This is a genomic window from Kitasatospora sp. NPDC058184, from assembly GCF_042883725.1.
GTDB lineage: Bacteria > Actinomycetota > Actinomycetes > Streptomycetales > Streptomycetaceae > Kitasatospora.
In genome coordinates this window covers 151,058-167,246 of record NZ_JBHVVE010000002.1, presented here as the reverse complement: position 1 = coordinate 167,246, position 16,189 = coordinate 151,058, and the positions used below count along the sequence as shown (strand labels likewise).

Sequence of the window (16,189 nt, the reverse complement as noted above, 5' to 3'; positions counted from 1 at the left end):
AAGAAGCACCGGGCCCGGAACGGGACCGCGGTGCTGGGTGGAGCAGAGGCTACTTGCTGGCGGAGGCGCTCGCGAGGGGGCCGTGTTCGACTGTTTCCACGGTGGCGCCGACGCCCAGGGTGCCGAGGGCGATGGAGGTGAGTACGGCGGTGACGGCGAGCAGCCGGCGGTGCCGTTGGGGCAGGGGGAAGCGCGGTTCCTGGTAGGGCGCCTGAGGGCTGGCGTTCATGACAGGGAGGTTTCCAGGGCGGCGTGAACGGTCGGTACGTGCGGGTGAAGTCCGGACGGGGGTTGGGCGTCGGTTGGCCGCGTACGCCCCACCCGTCACCGGGCGGGGCGTACGCGCAGGTCAGCGGCGTCTGCCCGACTCGCCGACGACCTCCCGGACGGCGTCCCGCAGGCCGTGCGGAGGGTGGAAGCGGGCGGGGGCGGCGGCCGGGTCCTCGCGGAGCTCCTTCACCAGCGAGACGCACAGCAGCAGCATCACGACCACGAACGGCAGCGCGACCAGGATCGTCGCGTTCTGGAGCGCGGTGAGCCCGCCGGCCAGCAGCAGGGCCGCCGCGACCCCGCCCATCAGCACGCCCCAGACCACCACCAGCCAGGTGCGCGGGTGCAGCGAGCCCCGGCTGGAGAGGGAGCCCAGCACCAGCGAGGCCGAGTCGGCGCTGGTGATGAAGAAGGTCATCACCAGCAGCACCGCGACCACGCTGGTCACCGAGCCGAGCGGCAGCGCGCGCAGCATCTCGAACAGCGAGGCCTCCGGGCCCTGCGGGATGGTCGCGACCAGGTCGGCCGCGCCGGTGGTGGACAGCCGGATCGCGGTGCCGCCCATCACGCAGAACCAGATGACCGTCGCCCCGCTGGGCACCAGCAGCACGCCGAGCAGGAACTGCCGGATGGTGCGGCCGCGCGAGATCCGCGCGATGAAGGTGCCGACGAAGGGCGCCCAGGAGAGCCACCAGGCCCAGTAGAAGATCGTCCAGGAGCCGAGCCAGCTCTCGTCGGTGAAGGCGCCGGTCTGGGTGGACATCCCGAGCAGGTCGGAGAGGTAGCCGCCGACCGAGGAGGGGATCGCGTCCAGGGCGAAGACCGTCGGGCCGACCACGAAGACGAAGACCATGATCAGCGAGGCCAGCACGACGTTCGCCGTGGAGAGCCACTTCACGCCCTTGTGCACCCCGGAGAACGCGGAGACCACGAACGCGGCCGTCAGCGAGCCGATGATGATCAGCTGGGCGTTCTGGGTGTTGCGGACGGAGGTGATGTAGCCGAGCCCGTCGGCGACCTGGAGCGCGCCGAGGCCCAGGCTGGTCGCGGAGCCGAAGACGGTCGCGAACACGGCCAGCAGGTCGATCGTCCGCCCGGCCCAGCCGTCCGCGCCGCGCTGGCCGATCAGCGGGACGAAGGCGGCGGAGACCCGGTTGCCCCGGCCCTTGCGGAAGGTGGTGTAGGCGAGGGCCAGGCCGCCGACCGCGTAGATCGCCCACGGGTGCAGGGTCCAGTGGAAGAGCGAGAACTCCAGGGCCTGCTGGGCGGCGGCCGCGCTCTGCGGCTCCAGGCCGGAGCCCGGCTGCGGGGTGGCGAAGAGCTGGAGCGGCTCGCCGACGCCGTAGAACATCAGGCCGATGCCCATCCCGGCGCTGAACATCATGGCGATCCAGGCGAGGGTGGAGAACTCGGGCTCGTCGTCGTCGCGGCCGAGCCGGATCCGGCCGAAGCGGCTGAACGCGAGCAGCACGCTGAGTGCCAGGAAGACGTCGGCGGCCACCACGAACAGCCAGCCGAAGTTGTGCAGCACCCAGCCGAGCGCGGTGTCGGAGGTGCGGCCGAGCGAGTCCTCGGCGAAGACGCCCCAGGCGACCACCGCCAGGACCAGGACGGCGCCGATGCCGAACACCGCCCGGTCGGCCGGAAGGGTCGCGGCGGGTTCGTCGGGCTCCTCCACGGGCTGGTCGGACTGGGGCGGCTGGCTGCTCATCGGATGGACCCCTCGACATACTCGGCGTGCGTCGGCACGCTCGGATTCAAGCTGTATGTCGCACTATGTCCAGTCCGCTCCGTGAGCGGAGGGACGGCGCGCCGGGGAAGCGCGGGGTCGGGACCTACGTCCCGTCAGGCCGCCTGCTCCTCGCCGTAGTCGTGCCCGTCGTCGTGCCGGTGCCCGGGCCCGTGCTGCCGTCCGTGGTCGGGCCCGGAGTCGCGCGCGGTGGCGAGGTAGTGGGAGAGCGCCCGGCGGCTGCGGCTGAGGTCCTCGATCCGGGAGTCCAGGTCGGCGAGTTCGCCGCGCAGGATGGCGAGCAGCTCCGGGCAGGCCTCCAGGACGGGGACCGGACCGGTGGCGCAGGGCAGCAGCTCGGCGATCACCCGGGTGCTCAGACCGGCCGCGAGCAGGCTGCGGACCTGCCACACCCGGACGGTGTCCTCCTCGCCGTACTCGCGGTGGCCGGCCGCCGTGCGGTCCGGTCGGAGCAGGCCCTGCTCCTCGTAGTAGCGGAGCAGGCGGGTGGACACCCCGGTCAGGCGGGCGAGTTCTCCGATGCGCATGACCGGGCGAACGCCGCCGCCTGCCGGGGTGTTCCCCCGGGAGGCTCGGCTCCTGAGGAACTCCGGTGGTACGTCGCGCAGTTCGGGCAGGAACCCGGCCACCGGCAGGCGCCCGCTGGGGAGTTCGGCCAGGCGTGTGCCGGGGATCAGCCCGGCCGGCGACCAGGGCGGGGACGGCTGTCGCGGCCGGTTCGGCGCGGACGTCGGTCCGGGCGGCGGGCCGGAACCGCTGCCGGAAGCCGTCCGGCACCGGGGACTTGGGATGTTCCCGCAGCGGGGCGAGCTCGTCCGGCTGGTCGGCCAGGTCGATGAACAGCTCGGAGAGCGTCCGCAACCGGGCCGGGCCCCGGCCACGCCGGCGAGCAGTGGCAGCGAGCGGGCCCGCCCGGGGCGGCGGGTGGCGATCCGGACGGCGACGGCGGCGCCGAGCGGGTATCCGGCCAGATCGAAGGTGTCCGGGCGCCGGCCCCGGCCCCGTGGGCGAGCGGCGGTTCCGGGCCGGGACCCCGGACGATCCGGGCGGGCGGGGTGGCTGACATGGGGTGCTCCGCTGCGGGGCGGGGTTTCGCCGACACAATGGGAACGGTAGGAGTCCACACCGGTGAGTAGGTCAGACCGGGGAGCGGAAGCCCGTCCAGGACGGCCCGCGGGCCCCGGCGGCGGCCGCGGTCGCGCGCGGCGCCGAAACCGACCACGCTGAAACGGAAGGAACGCCGTTCATGGACGACGAGGTCCGCACCCCGAACGAAGCAGTCCCGACACCGGCCGATCCGACGCCCGCCGACCGGAGGCAGACCGACCGGAGGCAGATCGATCGGAGGCGGGCCGAGCCGACGCGGGCCGCCCGGGACGGCGCGCGTGCCGACGGCGTGGACCGCCGGACGCTGCTGCGGGCGGCCTCCGCCGCCGGGGCGCTCGCCGCGCCGGTCCCGGCCGCGCCGCTGGTCACCGCAGGCCGGGCGGCCGCCGAGGAGGTGTCCGGGCCGGTGCCCGGGGCGGTGTCCGGGGCCTCGTCCGGGCCCGTGCCCGGGATCGTCAAACCGCTGCCCGCCGAGTGGTTCGTGCCGCACGGCACCAACGCGGAGACGCGCTGGGACACCTTCCGCGGCGCCGACGGCGGCGCCGCCATCGGCCGCCACGTGCCGGTGGAGCGGTTCTTCGTCCGCAACCACACCAGCACCCCGCTGATCGACCCGGACACCTGGAGCCTCAGGCTCTTCGGCAGCGGCCTGCGCGGCGCCCCGACGGCCGGGCGCCCGGTCGAGTTCGGCCTGGACGACCTGCGGGAGCTGCCGTCCACCCGGATCAGCGCGCTGATCGAGTGCGCCGGCAACGGCCGCAGCTACTACTCCGGCCAGCAGGGCCAGCCCGTCCCGGGCACGCCGTGGACGCTCGGCGGCGTCGGCTCGGCGAGCTGGCGGGGCGTCCGGCTGGCCGAGGTGCTGCGGGCCGCCGGGCTGACCGGGGCGGCGGTGGACGTGCTGCCCACCGGCCTGGACCCGGACTTCGTCGCGGGCGGCACCAACTACGGCCCGGTGCGCCGCCCGCTGCCGATCGCCAAGGCGCTGGACGACGTGCTGCTCGCGTACGAGATGAACGGCGAGCCGCTGACCCCGGACCACGGCGCCCCGGCCCGGCTGGTGGTGCCCGGCTGGGTGGGCATCGCCTCGATCAAGTGGGTGGGCAGCGTGGAGGTCGCCGACCACCCGCTGTACTCGCCGTGGAACACCGACTTCTACCGGATGTTCGGCCCGGACTACCCGCCCGGCGGGGGCGACCCGCTCACCGTCCAGGTGGTCAAGAGCGGCTTCGAGCTGGCCGCGGGCGCGCGGCTGGCGGCGGACCGCGAGCACCGGCTGCACGGGCGCTCGTGGTCCGGCGTGGCGGCGGTGCGCCGGGTCGAGGTCAGCACGGACGGCGGCCGGACCTGGCGGCGCGCCGAGCTGCGCGACGAGCCGCGGGCCGACGGCTGGACGCGCTGGAGCTTCGACTGGCGCCCCGGGCGGCCCGGCCCGTACGAGCTGCGCGCCCGCGCGACGGACCGCCGGGGGAACACCCAGCCCGAGCGGGCGCTGTTCAACCGGGAGGGCTACCTGTTCGGTGCCGTGGTGGCCCACCCGGTGACGGTGGTCTGAGCCGAGCGCCGGTCCGAGCCGCGCCAGGAGCCCCGGCGGCGGGGCCCGTGGCGCGGCGCGGCTCAGCCGGTGGACTGGACCTCGTACGGGGCCGGGTAGCGCGTCTCGTACGGGGTCAGCACCAGCCGCACCACGTCCTCCAGGCGCCGCCGGGCGTCCCCGAGGGTGGTGCGGCCGGTCACCCAGGCGGTCAGCTCGCCCTGCCAGGCGTGGGCCACGATGTGCCGCACCAGGTCGCTCGCGGCGGCCGGCACCTCGGCCGTCACCGCTTGCAGGGCGGTGCTGTCGGCCCGGGCCATGCCCTGCAGGGCCTCGCTGGCGAAGGGATCGGTGGAGGCGGCCACGGCCACCCGTAGCCGGGCGAGTTCGGGCTGCCGCTGGTAGGCCCGCATCCCGCCCCGGACGAACCGGACGGCCCGGTCGGTGGCCCCGAGCCCGGCCCTCGGTCCGCGCAGCTCGGCCACCAGGTCGGCCAGCAGCAGGCGGTGCCATTCGGCGATCGCCGCAGCCAGGAGGTGGTCCTTGGAGGAGAAGTAGCGGTACGCCGTCCCCAGGGCGACTCCGGACCGCTCGCAGACTTGTTTCATCTGCATACGCTCGACGCCGATCTCGTTCACCAGGGCGAGCGCGGCCGCGATCAGGCTTTCGCGGCGTTCGAGCTGACGCGGAGACATCGCCTCCACCGGCCGTGGTGACAGGTCAACCTTGGTCACCCGCACCATGATACGGGCCGGGGCCGCTCAGGAGTATGACGCCGTCCGGCCCCCTTCCGTTCGTCCGGCGGTCACCGGGGTACCGGAGGTGTGACGAGGGGGCCCTCGGGCGTCACGACGGGTCGCGGACCAGCGCCTCCTGGACGGCGGAGGCGACCAGCCGGCCGTCCAGGTCGTAGAACTCGCCGAGCGCCAGGCCCCGGCCGTCCGAGGAGGACGGGCTGCGCTGGGCGAACAGCAGCCACTCGTCGGCCCGGAAGGGGCGGTGGAACCACATCGCGTGGTCCAGCGAGGCCATCAGCAGTCGGGGCGGCTCGGTGCGCTGGAAGAAGTTCGACTGCACGTCCAGCCCGACGGTGGAGGCCAGGGTGAGGTCGGACAGGTAGGCGAGCGCGCCGGCGTGCAGCAGCGGGTCGCCGTCCGGCAGCGGGGAGGCGGTGCGCATCCAGACGAACTGCTGGAGCAGCCCGGGGACGGCCGGCGGCAGACCCGGGGTGTCCGCCGGGACGAACCGCAGGTCGAGGTCGCGGAAGCCGCCGGACGCGGCGAAGCCCCGGCGGACCTCCTCGGGCAGGAGGGCGACGGCGTTCGGCAGCGACTCCGGGTGCGGCAGCGGCGGGATCCGGCGCTGGCGGTCGGCGGCCGGCTCGGGGTGCTTGAAGGAGACCGAGAGGGTGAAGATCTCGTTCCCCCGCTGGAGCGCCGTCACCCGGCGGGTGGTGTACGACAGGCCCTCGCGGACCCGCTCGACCAGGTAGTCGATCGGGTGGCCCGGGGTGCCCGGCAGCAGGAAGTAGCCGTGCAGCGAGTGCACCGGGCGCTCGTCCTCGCAGGTGCGCCCGGCGGCGACGAGCGCCTGTGCGGCGACATGGCCGCCGAAGGCGCGCATCGGGGCGCCGGCGTGGCAGCAGCCCCGGAACGTGTTCTCGTCCAGCCGCTCGATCTCCAGCAGCTCGGCGAACGGGGCGGCCGGCACGGCGCGCCGTTCGGCCCGGACGTGCGGTTCGGTGAGGTCGGTCACGAGGCCATAGTGGCAGAAGCCAACCGTGTGGTGGTGTGACCTGGGTAACGCCGCCCGCGGGCTCGCGTGATGACATAGAACACGTTCCAGTCCGATCCCCGGCTCCGGCCCCGCGCCCGGCCGGGTCGGGGCCCTCCCGGCGCCCTCGCGAGGCCGTCCCGAGGCCGCCCCGAGGCCGTCCCGACGGATTGTCAGTGCCCTCACCTAGCGTGCTCGACATGACGCAATCCGCACACGCGTACGCCTATCTGCGCCCGTCGGCCGTCCTGGACGGCGCCGACGGCCGGCACCTCGACCTGGCCACCTCCGGCGGCGCCACCCCGCTCGGCGCCGCCGCCAACCCGCGCTTCTTCGCGGGCTTCCTGGCCGATCCGGCGCCGGCCGCCGCCGCGCTGCTCGCGGTCGCGGACGTCGCCGCCGCGCGCTACTACCAGCCGCGGCTGCGCGCCTCGCTCGACCCGGTGGTCACCGCGAACGGGGACCGGCTGCGCTTCGAGTCCTTCTCGGGCTGCTGCGGCGTCTACGCCCGGCTCGATGTGCTCGGGGCCGGGCTCGACGGGGACGAGATCGGCCACGGCACCACCAACGTGGACGTCAACAATCCGCTGCGCGAGGCGCTGACCAGGATCGGCCCGGCCGACCCGCTGCACCTCGCGGTCGGGCCGGACGCGCTGGAGGTCACCACCTTCGACGGCCCGCTGGTCGAGAAGAAGGTGCCGCTGCCGGAGCGCTGGCTGCGCGGCTTCGCCGAGACCCAGGTGGTCGCCGCCGGTTTCGAACCGCGCGCCGAGCTGCCCGCCGCCGAGGCGGTGCGGTTCCTGCGCTCGCTGCCGCGCGGCGGGCGGGCCGGCGTCGGCTGGGTCGTCCCGGCCGGGACGACGCTGCGGCCGACCACCCGGCCGGTGCCCGGCGCGGTCTGCCTGCCCGGGCCCGACCGGCTGGTGGCGCTCCAGCGGGTGCTGCGGCACGCGCTCGCCCTGCGGGTCTACGGGCCGGTCGCGGCCGGGGAGCCGACCGCCTCCGCCTGGGAGGCGGTGCTGCCCGGCATGCGGCTGACCCTGACGCTGTCGCCCAACGCCGCCCGGGGCTTCTCCGGCGAGGGCGGGGTGCTCGACGCGCTCGCCACCGGCACGGCCGAACAGGACGCCGAACTGATCGCGGTGCTGCTCGCCTGGGAGCCCCGGATCGAGGTCGGGGACCTCGCCGCCCAGTCCGGGCTGAGCCCCGAGCGGGTCCGCGCCGCGCTCACCCGGCTGGGCACCGCCGGGCAGATCGGCTACGACACCGCCGAGGCCGCGTACTTCCACCGGCAGCTCCCGTACGACGCCGGGCGGGCCGAGGCGGCCAACCCCCGGCTGCGGGCCGCCCGGGCACTGGTCGAGGCGGGCGCCGTACGGCTGGAGGAGGGCGGGGCGACGGCCGTCGTCACGGTGGACGAGCACATCCAGCGGGTGCGGACGGACGAGTCGGGGCGGCTGAGCTGCACCTGCCTGTGGTGGGGCAAGTACCGGGGCGGACGCGGGCCGTGCAAGCACGCGCTCGCGGTCGGCATGGTGCGGGAGACGGCAGCCGGGGCGGCGGGGACGAAGGGGGCCGGAGCGTGAGCACGGTGGAGGGGGCCGACCGGCAGGGGCCGGTCGACGAACTGCTGACGACCGTCCGGTCCGGGCGGCTGGCACGGATACCGGAGCTGCTGGCCGGGCTGGACGCGGCCCAGCGGCGGGCCGCCCTGACCGCGCTCAAGGCGCTGCGCAAGGAGCTGCGCCAGGAGTGGTCCCGGGAGGCGACCGAGACCAGGGGCCGCCTGCTGGTGGCCGGGGCCGGCTGCCACTCCGGCCCGGCCGCCGCCGCCACCTGGCTGGCCGGCAGCGACTTCGGCGTCCGTGACTGGGCCCGGAACTCCGTGCTGCACCAGGTCGTCGAGGCGCAGCCGGTGGAGTGGCAGGTCGAGGTGGTCGCCCGGCTCGCCGTCCGGCCGGTGCGCAACCAGGGCTGGTCGATGTACCCGGTGATGGAGGCCGTGGTCCGGCGCACCGGCTGCGAGGTGCCGCGCGGCGAGACCTTCGTCCGGGGCTGGACGGACCGCGTGAGCGACTTCGGCAGCCGCGGCGCGCGTCCCACGCTGGCCGAGAAGCTGCGCCAGGACGCCTTCACCCCGGTGCTGCTGCCCGAGCTGCTCGAACTCGCGGACATCGGCTGGCAGCTGACGCACCGGCACAGCCCGCGCCCCGGCGACGTCTGGACCGAGGCGATCGGCGAACTGGCCGCGGCCGGCCTGGTCGACCGGGCCGAGCTGCTCGACCGCTGCCTGGCCCGGCTGCTGCGCGGCGGCAAGCCGGCCGACCAGCGGGCCCTCCTGGAGGTGCTGCGGGCGCTCGGCCCGACACCGGCCGAGTACGCGGCCCGGGTGCGCGACCTGGTGGCGCTGCTGGACGGCCAGTCGGTGCTCGCCGGGCACGCCCAGGAGGTGCTCGCCGGGCTGGACGAGGCCGGCCTGATCGAGCCCGAGGTGCTCGCCGAGGCCTCGGCGGTGGTGCTGTTCCGGACCGAGAAGAAGCTGGTCCGCGCCCAGCTGGCCTGGCTGGACAAGGCCGCCCGGCGCGCGCCCGGGCGCTCCGGCCCGGTGGTACTGGCCGCGGCCGAGGCCTTCGGGCACCCCGACGCGGCCCTCCAGGAACGGGCGCTGAACGTGGTGGCCCGGCACCTGAAGGCGGCGGGGGAGGCGGTGGTGGCGGAGCTGCGGACCGCCGCCGAGGGGCTGAACCCGGCCCACCACCAGCGCGCGGGCGAACTGCTCGGCGCGCCGGTCGGCGGCGACGGGGACGACCCGGACACCGGGTGGAACGCCCTCCTCCCGCCGGCCCCCGAACCGCGCCCGCTCGGCGCCCCGATCGGCTCGGCGGTGGAACTCGCGGAGGAGCTGTCCGCCCTGCTCGCCTCGGAGGAGCCCGCCGTGGCGGACTTCGAGCGGGTGCTGGACGGGCTGGTCCGGCTCACCCGCCTGGACCGGAAGGCGCTGGCCGAGGCGGTGGAGCCGGTCCGCCGGGTGCACCCGTGGCGCGGCACCAACAGCGTGGGCGACTGCACGCCCCGGGAGATCCTCTACGTGGTGGCCGCGGTGGCCGGGGAGACGCCGCCGTGGAAGGTCTGGGACTACCTCGGCCGCAAGGGCCGCTCCGTGCTGCGCGGGGCGCACACCACCGTGCACGGGGCCGTCCTCGCCGCCCGCCTGGAGGAGGCCGCCTGGCAGGTCCACCACGCCGGGCTGCCGTACCTGCTCGCCACCCCGACCGACGCCACCGGCGCACTGGACGCGGCCGAACTGGTCGAGCGGCTCGCCGGGTACGAGGCGGCGGGCGTCAAGCCGGGGAAGGCCGACCTGTCCCAGGCCCTGCTGCGGGTCGACGTGCGGGCCCAGGAGGCGGTGCTGAAGGCCGCCGGGGCGCTCACCTCCCCGGCGGGGCGGTGGCTGGCGCACTGGCTGCGCACCGGCGGCCTGCCCGGGCAGCCCTCCGAGCGGGTGGTGTTCGCGCCCGGCAAGGGGGTGCGGCACACCAACATGCACGGGGACCGCTGGTGGGAGGAGGTCGAGCGGATCGCCGTCGCCCAGCCGGGCATCGGCGCCGGACCGAAGGGGCCGGGCGGCGAGCGGCTCCCGGCCGAGCCGCGGGCCCTGCTGGACGGCACCGAGCCCAGCGTCGCCCGGGCCCGCACGGTGTACGGCTGGACGTGGCGGCCCGTCGCGCACTGGTTCGCGATGCTCCCCTGGCACCGGGAGGAGTTGGCCGCGCGCTGGCTCGACCCCTTCGCCGGGGGCGCCGACCAGGACGAGCGCGGCGCCGCCCGCTACCTCCCGCTGCTCGCCGAGGCCGGCGGCCCGGCCGGGCTCGCGCTGCACCTCGCGCTGGCGTACGGCCTGGGCTCCCGGCACGCCGAGGACCGGACGGCGGCGGTGGACGCCCTGCTGGTGCTCGCCGCGCGCGGCGACCTGGACGGCGCGCTGCTCGGCCGCGAGCTCGGCGCCCTGGTGGCCTGCGGCACGGTGATGGCCGGCCGGCTGGGGGCGGCGCTCACCACGGCGGCGGAGACCGGTGCCCGGGCGACGGTCTGGTCGGTGCTCGGGGCGGCCCTGCCGGGCCTGCTGGGCGAGGCCGACCAGTCGGCGCGCGGGCTGGGCGACCTGATCGCGCTGGCCGCCGACTGCGCCCGGCGCACCGGGGCCCGCGGGCCGGTCGCCGAGGTGACAGCGGCGGCCGAACGCGGAGGCTCGGGCCGGGTGGTCAAGGAGGCCCGGGCGCTGCGGGATGTCCTCGCGGGCTGAGGGGGCGGCGCGGGCCGGGTGGCGGCTTGCGGCTGACAGCTCTCAGTCGACGGTTTTCGGCGAACAGCTTTCAGCGAACAACTTTCAGAAGACAACTTTCAGCGAACAGATTTTGAAATCTGTTCGCTGAAAGTCGTCGCCTGTTCGCGCGCCCCGGCCGCCCCCGGGCCGGCCACCGCCTCCTCCGGCCGCTCGCCGACCAGCGGCGGGACGCCGTGCGGGCCGGCGGCGACGGCGCGCCACCACAGTCGCAGGGCGGGCGGGGCGGCCGGTTCGAAGGGCTTGCCGGGGCGGGGCACCGCGAGCCGGGCGCCGAGCGTCTGGGCGGCGGTGACCACCCGCTCGGCGGGCTCCTCCCAGGGGTGCGGCGCGAGGTTGAAGGTGCACCAGTGGATCGGCAGCAGCAGCTCGCCGCCCAGGTCCAGGTGCGCCCGCACGCCCTCCTCGGGGGTCATGTGCACCTCGGGCCAGAAGTCGCTGTACGCGCCGACCTGCATCATCGTCGCGTCGAACGGGCCGAGCCGGCGGCCGATCTCGGCGAAGCCGGGGAAGTAGCCGGTGTCCCCGCTGTGGAAGATCCGCCGTCCGCCGCCGGCCACCACCCAGGACGCCCACAGGAACAGCGTGCTGGTGCGCGGCCCCCGGCTGCAGTAGTGGCGGGCCGGGGTGGCGGTCAGGGTCAGCCCGGCGACCTCGGCCGACTCCCACCAGTCCAGTTCGACGATCCGCTCGGCCGGTACGCCCCAGTGCTCCAGGTGCGCCCCGACCCCGAGCGGGACGGCGAACGCCGCGCCCGTCCCGATCAGTGCCCGGACGGTGCCCATGTCGAGGTGGTCGTAGTGGTCGTGGGAGATCACGACCACGTCCACCGGCCCGAGTTCGGACAGCGGCAGCGGCACCGGGTGCAGCCGCTTGGGGCCGGTCCAGGAGAAGGGGGAGCAGCGCTCTCCCCAGACCGGGTCGAGCAGCACCCGCCGTCCGTCGATCTCGGCCAGGACCGTGGCGTGCCCCAGCCAGGTCAGCCGCAGCCCGGACCGGGGCGGCGCGGCCAGGTCGACGGGGAGCAGCCGGTGCACCGGGACGGCGGCGGTCGGCGTCCGGCGGGTCTTGTCCCCGGTCAGCTGGGCCCGGGGGATCTCCAGCGGGCTGCGCTCGTACACCAGGCGGCGGGTCGGCACCGGGTTGCGGAAGGCGCCGTCGGTGAAGTGCGGGGAGCGGCGGATGCGGGCCAGCCGTTCGCCCCGGGGCTCGGCGCCGAAGGCGTCGGTCCGGATCCGGTGCCAGGCGGACCGGGGCAGTCCGGCCAGCCCGGGGACGGCGCGCTCGGCCGCGGGGCCGGCGGACGGCGGGGCGAGCTGCGACGTCAGACCGGCGAGGCGGGAGAACCACGGGGCGGGGCGGGGCACGGCTCCTCCAGGGACGGTCACGGCTACCGGGCGTGCCGGGGCGCGCAGCACAGCGGCGGGTGGGGCTGCTGCGATACGACAACCATCTCGTCGGAGATTACTCGCCGTGGGCCGTCCGGACCTGGTGGAGAGCCCCGCGCGGTCCAATCGGCGTACCCGGGGGAGGGCGGCCCGGGCCGGTGCCCGGGTTCGGCCCGGCGCGGGCCCGCGCCGAGTGGAGCGCGGGCCCGAGCGCCCGTCGGTCCGCCCTCCGTCAGGCGTAGAAGCGGGTGATCGTCTCCGCGACGCAGTGCGGCTTGGCGCTCCGCTCACTGGTCACGGTGAACCGCACCACCGCCTGGACCCCGCCCGGCACCTCGGTCGCCGAGAGCAGCTCGGCGGTGGCCCGGACCGCCGTGCCCACCGGTACCGGCGCGGGGAAGCGCACCTTGTCGGAGCCGTAGTTCAGCGCCATCCGCACGCCTTCGACGGCGTAGCACTCCTTCGCCAGCACCGGGATCATCGACTGGGTCAGGTAGCCGTGCGCGATGGTCGAGCCGAACTGGCTCTCCTTGGCCCGCTCCGGGTCCACGTGGATCCACTGGTGGTCACCGGTCGCCTCGGCGAACAGGTCGATCTGCCGCTGCTCGATGGTGTGCCACTGGCTGGTGCCCAGCTCGGTGCCGACGGCGGCGGTCAGCTCGGCGAGGGAGGCGAAGGTCGTCACGGTGCGCTCCTGGTGGGGGACGGACCCGGGGAGGGATCAGGACGCCGGAAGCGTATGCCTACCCATCGGTATCTGTCAGGAGCCGAGCGGGAAACCGGTGTTCACGGGGCCGGTCCTCACGGGCCCCGCGCTCGTCGGCCCCGCGCCCGTCGGCCGTCGCGTCTGGAGTCCCGGGGTGCCCGGTCCGGTCGGGAACAGCCGGCGGCCGCTCACCAGCTCCGGCACCAGCGCCACGAACAGCGGCTCCGGATCGCCCACCCACGGCCGCAGGCCGGAGCGCAGCACCCGCCTGACCTGCTCGGGGTCGCTCACCACGTCGGCCCGCCCGTGCACCAGTACGCTCCACCCGGTGCGGGTGACCGGGTCCAGCAGATCAGCCTGGAAGGCCACCACCGTGCCGTCCAGCCCGCGCGCGGTGGCACTTCCCCGGCGTACGGCGAGCACCAGCCGCCCGTCCAGGACCTCGAAGGAGACCGGCAGGACGGCCGGCAGCGCGTGCTCGGTGTACACCACGCGCCCGACGGGCACGGTGCTGAGCAGCCGCAGGCACTCGGCCTCGCTCAGGGTCTCCACACGGTCCTCACGCTCCATGCGTCCGATCGTCCTCGGTCGGTGCCCGCATCGATAGGGCCCATGGTCCCTGAGCGGACGGGCCGGGAGCCCCGTCGGCGGCCGTCCGGGGCGGTAGCCTGCCCGGCGGGTGGAGAAATGGTGCAGGAGGGGGACGGCCGGATGGCGGGCGGGGTCGATCTGGTGGTGATCGGGGCGGACGGCGGGCCCGACCGGGCCTTCGGGGGTGCGGCGCTCGCGCCGGACGGTGCCCGGCTGCTCGCCGAGGTGCTGCCCGGGATGTGCTTCGACACCGGCACGGCCGGCTGCCGGGTCACCACGGTGCCGCCGGACGCGGACGCCAACGTGATGCTCACCGCCGTCCGGGACGCCGCCCTGCACCCCGGCCGCTGGCTGCTGGTCTGCCTGGTCGGCCAGCTGGTGGCCGATCCGCGCGGACGCCGGCTCGCCCTGGTCACCGCCGGCAGCACCGCCGACAACGCCTACCGCCGGGGCCTGGCCTGGGACTGGGTGGTCAGCGCGATGGTGCACGGGGACCAGGAGGAGGCGCTGCTGCTGGTCGACGCGGCGGTCGACCGGGACGCCTGGGCGGCGCTGGAGCGCGGCGAGGACGGCGCGGGCGAACTGCTGAGCTACTCGAGGGTCCCGCTGTGGGGCCGGATCGGCCGCTACAGCCCGGGCAGCCGCTACGCCCCGGGCAGACGCGGCCGGGACGCCGTCCTGCCGGGCGGGGAGGGTTCGTTCAGCCGGGCCCTGACCACCGTCCTGCGCGAGGGCGTCCCGGGTGCCCCCGCGGCCGTCTCCCCGCTCGATCTCCAGCCGGCCGTGGCCGCGCTGACGGACGGCGGGGAACCGGCCGGTAGTTCGGGTGCGCCTGGCGCGCGCCTGCTCGTTCCGCCGCACGCCGGGCGGCTCCTGATGCGCAATCGGGCCGCGGTTCGGGGCGCATTGGCCGGATTGTCGCTTTCCGAAGAACTGTTGGCCGTTCTGTGGCGGGAAAGTGCCCCGACGGAACCGCCTTCCGCGTAAGGTCAGGGGGCCTGAGGTGTTGCCGTGATGGGGTGGGTTGGCGAAGAATCGATCCCCAGCGGAAACACCGGTGGGACGGCGGAATTCTCCTGGCGGCCGTGGATCACGGATCAGGTCGGTCGCAATGAGGTGGGGCCATGCGGCAGCGCGGAAATGTGTTGCGCCCTGGGGCGGTTGGGGTCGGTGGGGCGGTTCTGGTGTTGCTGCTCGGTGCTTGTGCGGGCGGTGGTGCGGGCGGTTCCGTCGATCGCATCGGGTCGGCCGCGCCCACCGTCGCGGGAGTGAACCCGCTAACTCCTTCGAGTGGTTCGGCAAACGATTCGATCGCGCCGACCAGCGGTCCGGAAGGGGCCATGGCACGGCTGGCCCTGAAGGCGTATCAGGACTGGTGGCAGGCCCAGGCCGAGGTGTTCGGACGGTCGGATTCGGACGGTTACGGACTGGAGCAGTACTCCTCCGGTCGGGCGCTGTCCGACAGTCTGGTCAGCCTCCGGCAACTGCGCGACGCCAAAGTGGTGATGACCGGAACGCCGCGCAATTCCGCGGTGGTCAAGACCGTCGACCTGAAAGCCGATCCGCAGGCCGCCGTGATCGAGGACTGCGTCGACCTGTCCGGCTGGCACCGCGTCGATGCCGTCACCGGGGCCGCCAAGGATCCCGGAGCACGCCTGAACCGGTACGTCGGAACCGCTTCCCTGCGCTGGTTCCAAGCACATTGGTTGATCTACGACTTCAAACGGGAGGTGGATCGGACATGCTGAACGCGCGGAAACCGGCCCGGCGAATCTCGGTCGTCGCGTCGATGTCGGCCGGGTTGCTGCTGTCCTCGGCGGTGGGTGCGACCGCGGACGAACCGCCGAGCGGCGGGGCCGAGCAGTGCTACCCGAACGTGATCTGCGTGGACGTCAATTCCGGGGGGACGACCACGACGCCCGGCGGATCGAAGCCCGGCGGTGGCGGAGGTTCGGGCACCGGCCCGCAGCTGTGCAGCTACCACGACGTCCCCTGGGCCTGCCACGACCCCCAGTTGGGCTGGTTCAGCAGCGACAAGGGCTGCTACTTCCGCCCGCTGGACAACCCGCCGGCCGCCGGCGACCCGGCCTGGGGCGGCCACGACCCGAAGGACGGCTCGCTCTACACGAAGGTCTGCCCGCAGACCGACGGGGGCCTGGGCGGCGCCGAGGTCGTCTTCGAGCCCACCTCGCCGGACGGGCAGAACGTCAACGCGGAGGCCACGGCCATCCAGACGGCCTACGACCGGGTCCGCTTCCGGCCCCCGGTGGGCCGGGCCGCGCCCCAGAAAACGGCGGTGGTCAACGCCCCGGTCTGGCTCTGGGCGGACGACGCCGCGCTGCCCGCACCGGGCAACGCGTCGGTCGCGGGCATCTCGGTCACCGTCACGCCCCGGCTGGTGAAGGCGGACTGGAGCTTCGGCGACCACCTCCAGACCTCCTGCACCACGCCCGGCACGCCGTACGTCCCCGCGTACGGCGACGCGAAGTCCCCGGACTGCGGCTACGAGTTCAGGACCAGCTCGGCCCGTGAGAAGAACGGCGTCTTCAGCGCCACGGTGACGATGCACTGGGAGGCCGCCGTGGTGGTCACCGGCGGGCCGAACCCGCGGAAGTTCACCATCCCGGGCATCAACCAGAGCAGCAAGCCCTTCGAGCTCAAGGTCGCCGAGATGCAGGTGCTCAACTGAGCGCTCCGGCGCGGCGATCCGCGCACTGACCAGCCAGAA

At 75.0% G+C, this 16,189-nt stretch carries 14 protein-coding genes; 6 read left to right on the top strand and 8 right to left on the bottom strand.

The genetic code is table 11. The annotated features are described in order from the left end of the window. Positions 1-49: 49 nt before the first annotated feature. The 3 genes from ACFVXH_RS03960 to ACFVXH_RS03950 all read right to left on the bottom strand — a co-directional run bounded on the left by ACFVXH_RS03960 (position 50) and on the right by ACFVXH_RS03950 (position 2,547). Positions 50-229 (bottom strand): hypothetical protein, encoded by a 180-nt coding sequence (locus ACFVXH_RS03960; protein ID WP_049659792.1) that lies wholly within the window; start codon positions 227-229, stop codon positions 50-52. Positions 230-349: 120 nt separating this feature from the next. Continuing rightward, positions 350-1,981, bottom strand: a complete 1,632-nt coding sequence (locus tag ACFVXH_RS03955; RefSeq protein WP_387820032.1) for a BCCT family transporter — start codon at positions 1,979-1,981, stop codon at positions 350-352. Positions 1,982-2,115: 134 nt separating this feature from the next. Next, complete coding sequence (locus tag ACFVXH_RS03950) at positions 2,116-2,547, bottom strand: MerR family transcriptional regulator (protein WP_387820030.1); 432 nt, start codon at positions 2,545-2,547, stop codon at positions 2,116-2,118. Between the two features lie 719 nt (positions 2,548-3,266). On the opposite strand from ACFVXH_RS03950, the gene ACFVXH_RS03945 reads away from it, so the two are divergent. Beyond that, the gene (locus ACFVXH_RS03945; protein ID WP_387820029.1) at positions 3,267-4,682 is read left to right on the top strand and encodes a sulfite oxidase; all 1,416 of its coding nucleotides are present in this window, start codon (positions 3,267-3,269) and stop codon (positions 4,680-4,682) included. A gap of 62 nt (positions 4,683-4,744) precedes the next feature. Here ACFVXH_RS03945 and ACFVXH_RS03940 read toward each other — a convergent pair whose 3' ends face one another. Together ACFVXH_RS03940 and ACFVXH_RS03935 are read right to left on the bottom strand one after the other, a co-directional pair. Further along, positions 4,745-5,395 carry a TetR/AcrR family transcriptional regulator gene (locus ACFVXH_RS03940; protein ID WP_063780393.1) on the bottom strand — a complete coding sequence of 217 codons (651 nt, stop codon included), beginning with the start codon at positions 5,393-5,395 and terminating at the stop codon, positions 4,745-4,747. 112 nt (positions 5,396-5,507) lie between these two features. Continuing rightward, a complete protein-coding gene (locus tag ACFVXH_RS03935; RefSeq protein WP_074004321.1) occupies positions 5,508-6,416 on the bottom strand; it encodes an acyl-CoA thioesterase II in 909 nt (302 codons plus the stop codon). A gap of 218 nt (positions 6,417-6,634) precedes the next feature. Here ACFVXH_RS03935 and ACFVXH_RS03930 point away from each other — a divergent pair, with 218 nt between their 5' ends. Together ACFVXH_RS03930 and ACFVXH_RS03925 are read left to right on the top strand one after the other, a co-directional pair. Further along, complete coding sequence (locus ACFVXH_RS03930; protein ID WP_387820026.1) at positions 6,635-8,020, top strand: SWIM zinc finger family protein; 1,386 nt, start codon at positions 6,635-6,637, stop codon at positions 8,018-8,020. Then, positions 8,017-10,737, top strand: a complete 2,721-nt coding sequence (locus tag ACFVXH_RS03925; RefSeq protein ID WP_387820024.1) for a DUF6493 family protein — start codon at positions 8,017-8,019, stop codon at positions 10,735-10,737. Before ACFVXH_RS03930 ends, ACFVXH_RS03925 begins: the two co-directional genes overlap by 4 nt. A gap of 98 nt (positions 10,738-10,835) precedes the next feature. Here ACFVXH_RS03925 and ACFVXH_RS03920 read toward each other — a convergent pair whose 3' ends face one another. The 3 genes from ACFVXH_RS03920 to ACFVXH_RS03910 all read right to left on the bottom strand — a co-directional run bounded on the left by ACFVXH_RS03920 (position 10,836) and on the right by ACFVXH_RS03910 (position 13,440). Continuing rightward, positions 10,836-12,044, bottom strand: a complete 1,209-nt coding sequence (locus ACFVXH_RS03920) for an MBL fold metallo-hydrolase (protein WP_387820572.1) — start codon at positions 12,042-12,044, stop codon at positions 10,836-10,838. A gap of 352 nt (positions 12,045-12,396) precedes the next feature. Then, positions 12,397-12,849: a MaoC family dehydratase gene (locus ACFVXH_RS03915; protein ID WP_074004323.1), complete on the bottom strand. Its 453-nt coding sequence runs from the start codon at positions 12,847-12,849 to the stop codon at positions 12,397-12,399. A 75-nt stretch (positions 12,850-12,924) separates the two neighbouring features. Next, positions 12,925-13,440 carry a pyridoxamine 5'-phosphate oxidase family protein gene (locus ACFVXH_RS03910; protein WP_387820021.1) on the bottom strand — a complete coding sequence of 172 codons (516 nt, stop codon included), beginning with the start codon at positions 13,438-13,440 and terminating at the stop codon, positions 12,925-12,927. Between the two features lie 117 nt (positions 13,441-13,557). Here ACFVXH_RS03910 and ACFVXH_RS03905 point away from each other — a divergent pair, with 117 nt between their 5' ends. The 3 genes from ACFVXH_RS03905 to ACFVXH_RS03895 all read left to right on the top strand — a co-directional run bounded on the left by ACFVXH_RS03905 (position 13,558) and on the right by ACFVXH_RS03895 (position 16,150). Beyond that, positions 13,558-14,448: a hypothetical protein gene (locus ACFVXH_RS03905; RefSeq protein WP_387820019.1), complete on the top strand. Its 891-nt coding sequence runs from the start codon at positions 13,558-13,560 to the stop codon at positions 14,446-14,448. A 137-nt stretch (positions 14,449-14,585) separates the two neighbouring features. Beyond that, positions 14,586-15,209, top strand: coding sequence for a hypothetical protein (locus tag ACFVXH_RS03900; RefSeq protein ID WP_387820017.1), 624 nt, complete (start codon positions 14,586-14,588; stop codon positions 15,207-15,209). Continuing rightward, a complete protein-coding gene (locus tag ACFVXH_RS03895) occupies positions 15,203-16,150 on the top strand; it encodes a hypothetical protein (RefSeq protein WP_049658834.1) in 948 nt (315 codons plus the stop codon). The genes ACFVXH_RS03900 and ACFVXH_RS03895 overlap by 7 nt, the downstream gene beginning before the upstream one ends. The last annotated feature ends 39 nt before the right edge of the window (positions 16,151-16,189 follow it).

Excerpts from the sequence above, each read along its gene's own strand:
- ACFVXH_RS03900 (WP_387820017.1), top strand. The coding sequence starts at position 14,586 with ATGCGGCAGCGCGGAAATGTGTTGCGCCCTGGGGCGGTTGGGGTCGGT.
- ACFVXH_RS03960 (WP_049659792.1), bottom strand. The coding sequence starts at position 229 with ATGAACGCCAGCCCTCAGGCGCCCTACCAGGAACCGCGCTTCCCCCTG.
- ACFVXH_RS03905 (WP_387820019.1), top strand. The coding sequence starts at position 13,558 with ATGGTGCAGGAGGGGGACGGCCGGATGGCGGGCGGGGTCGATCTGGTG.
- ACFVXH_RS03930 (WP_387820026.1), top strand. The coding sequence starts at position 6,635 with ATGACGCAATCCGCACACGCGTACGCCTATCTGCGCCCGTCGGCCGTC.
- ACFVXH_RS03910 (WP_387820021.1), bottom strand. The coding sequence starts at position 13,440 with ATGGAGCGTGAGGACCGTGTGGAGACCCTGAGCGAGGCCGAGTGCCTG.
- ACFVXH_RS03955 (WP_387820032.1), bottom strand. The coding sequence starts at position 1,981 with ATGAGCAGCCAGCCGCCCCAGTCCGACCAGCCCGTGGAGGAGCCCGAC.
- ACFVXH_RS03895 (WP_049658834.1), top strand. The coding sequence starts at position 15,203 with ATGCTGAACGCGCGGAAACCGGCCCGGCGAATCTCGGTCGTCGCGTCG.
- ACFVXH_RS03950 (WP_387820030.1), bottom strand. The coding sequence starts at position 2,547 with ATGCGCATCGGAGAACTCGCCCGCCTGACCGGGGTGTCCACCCGCCTG.
- ACFVXH_RS03945 (WP_387820029.1), top strand. The coding sequence starts at position 3,267 with ATGGACGACGAGGTCCGCACCCCGAACGAAGCAGTCCCGACACCGGCC.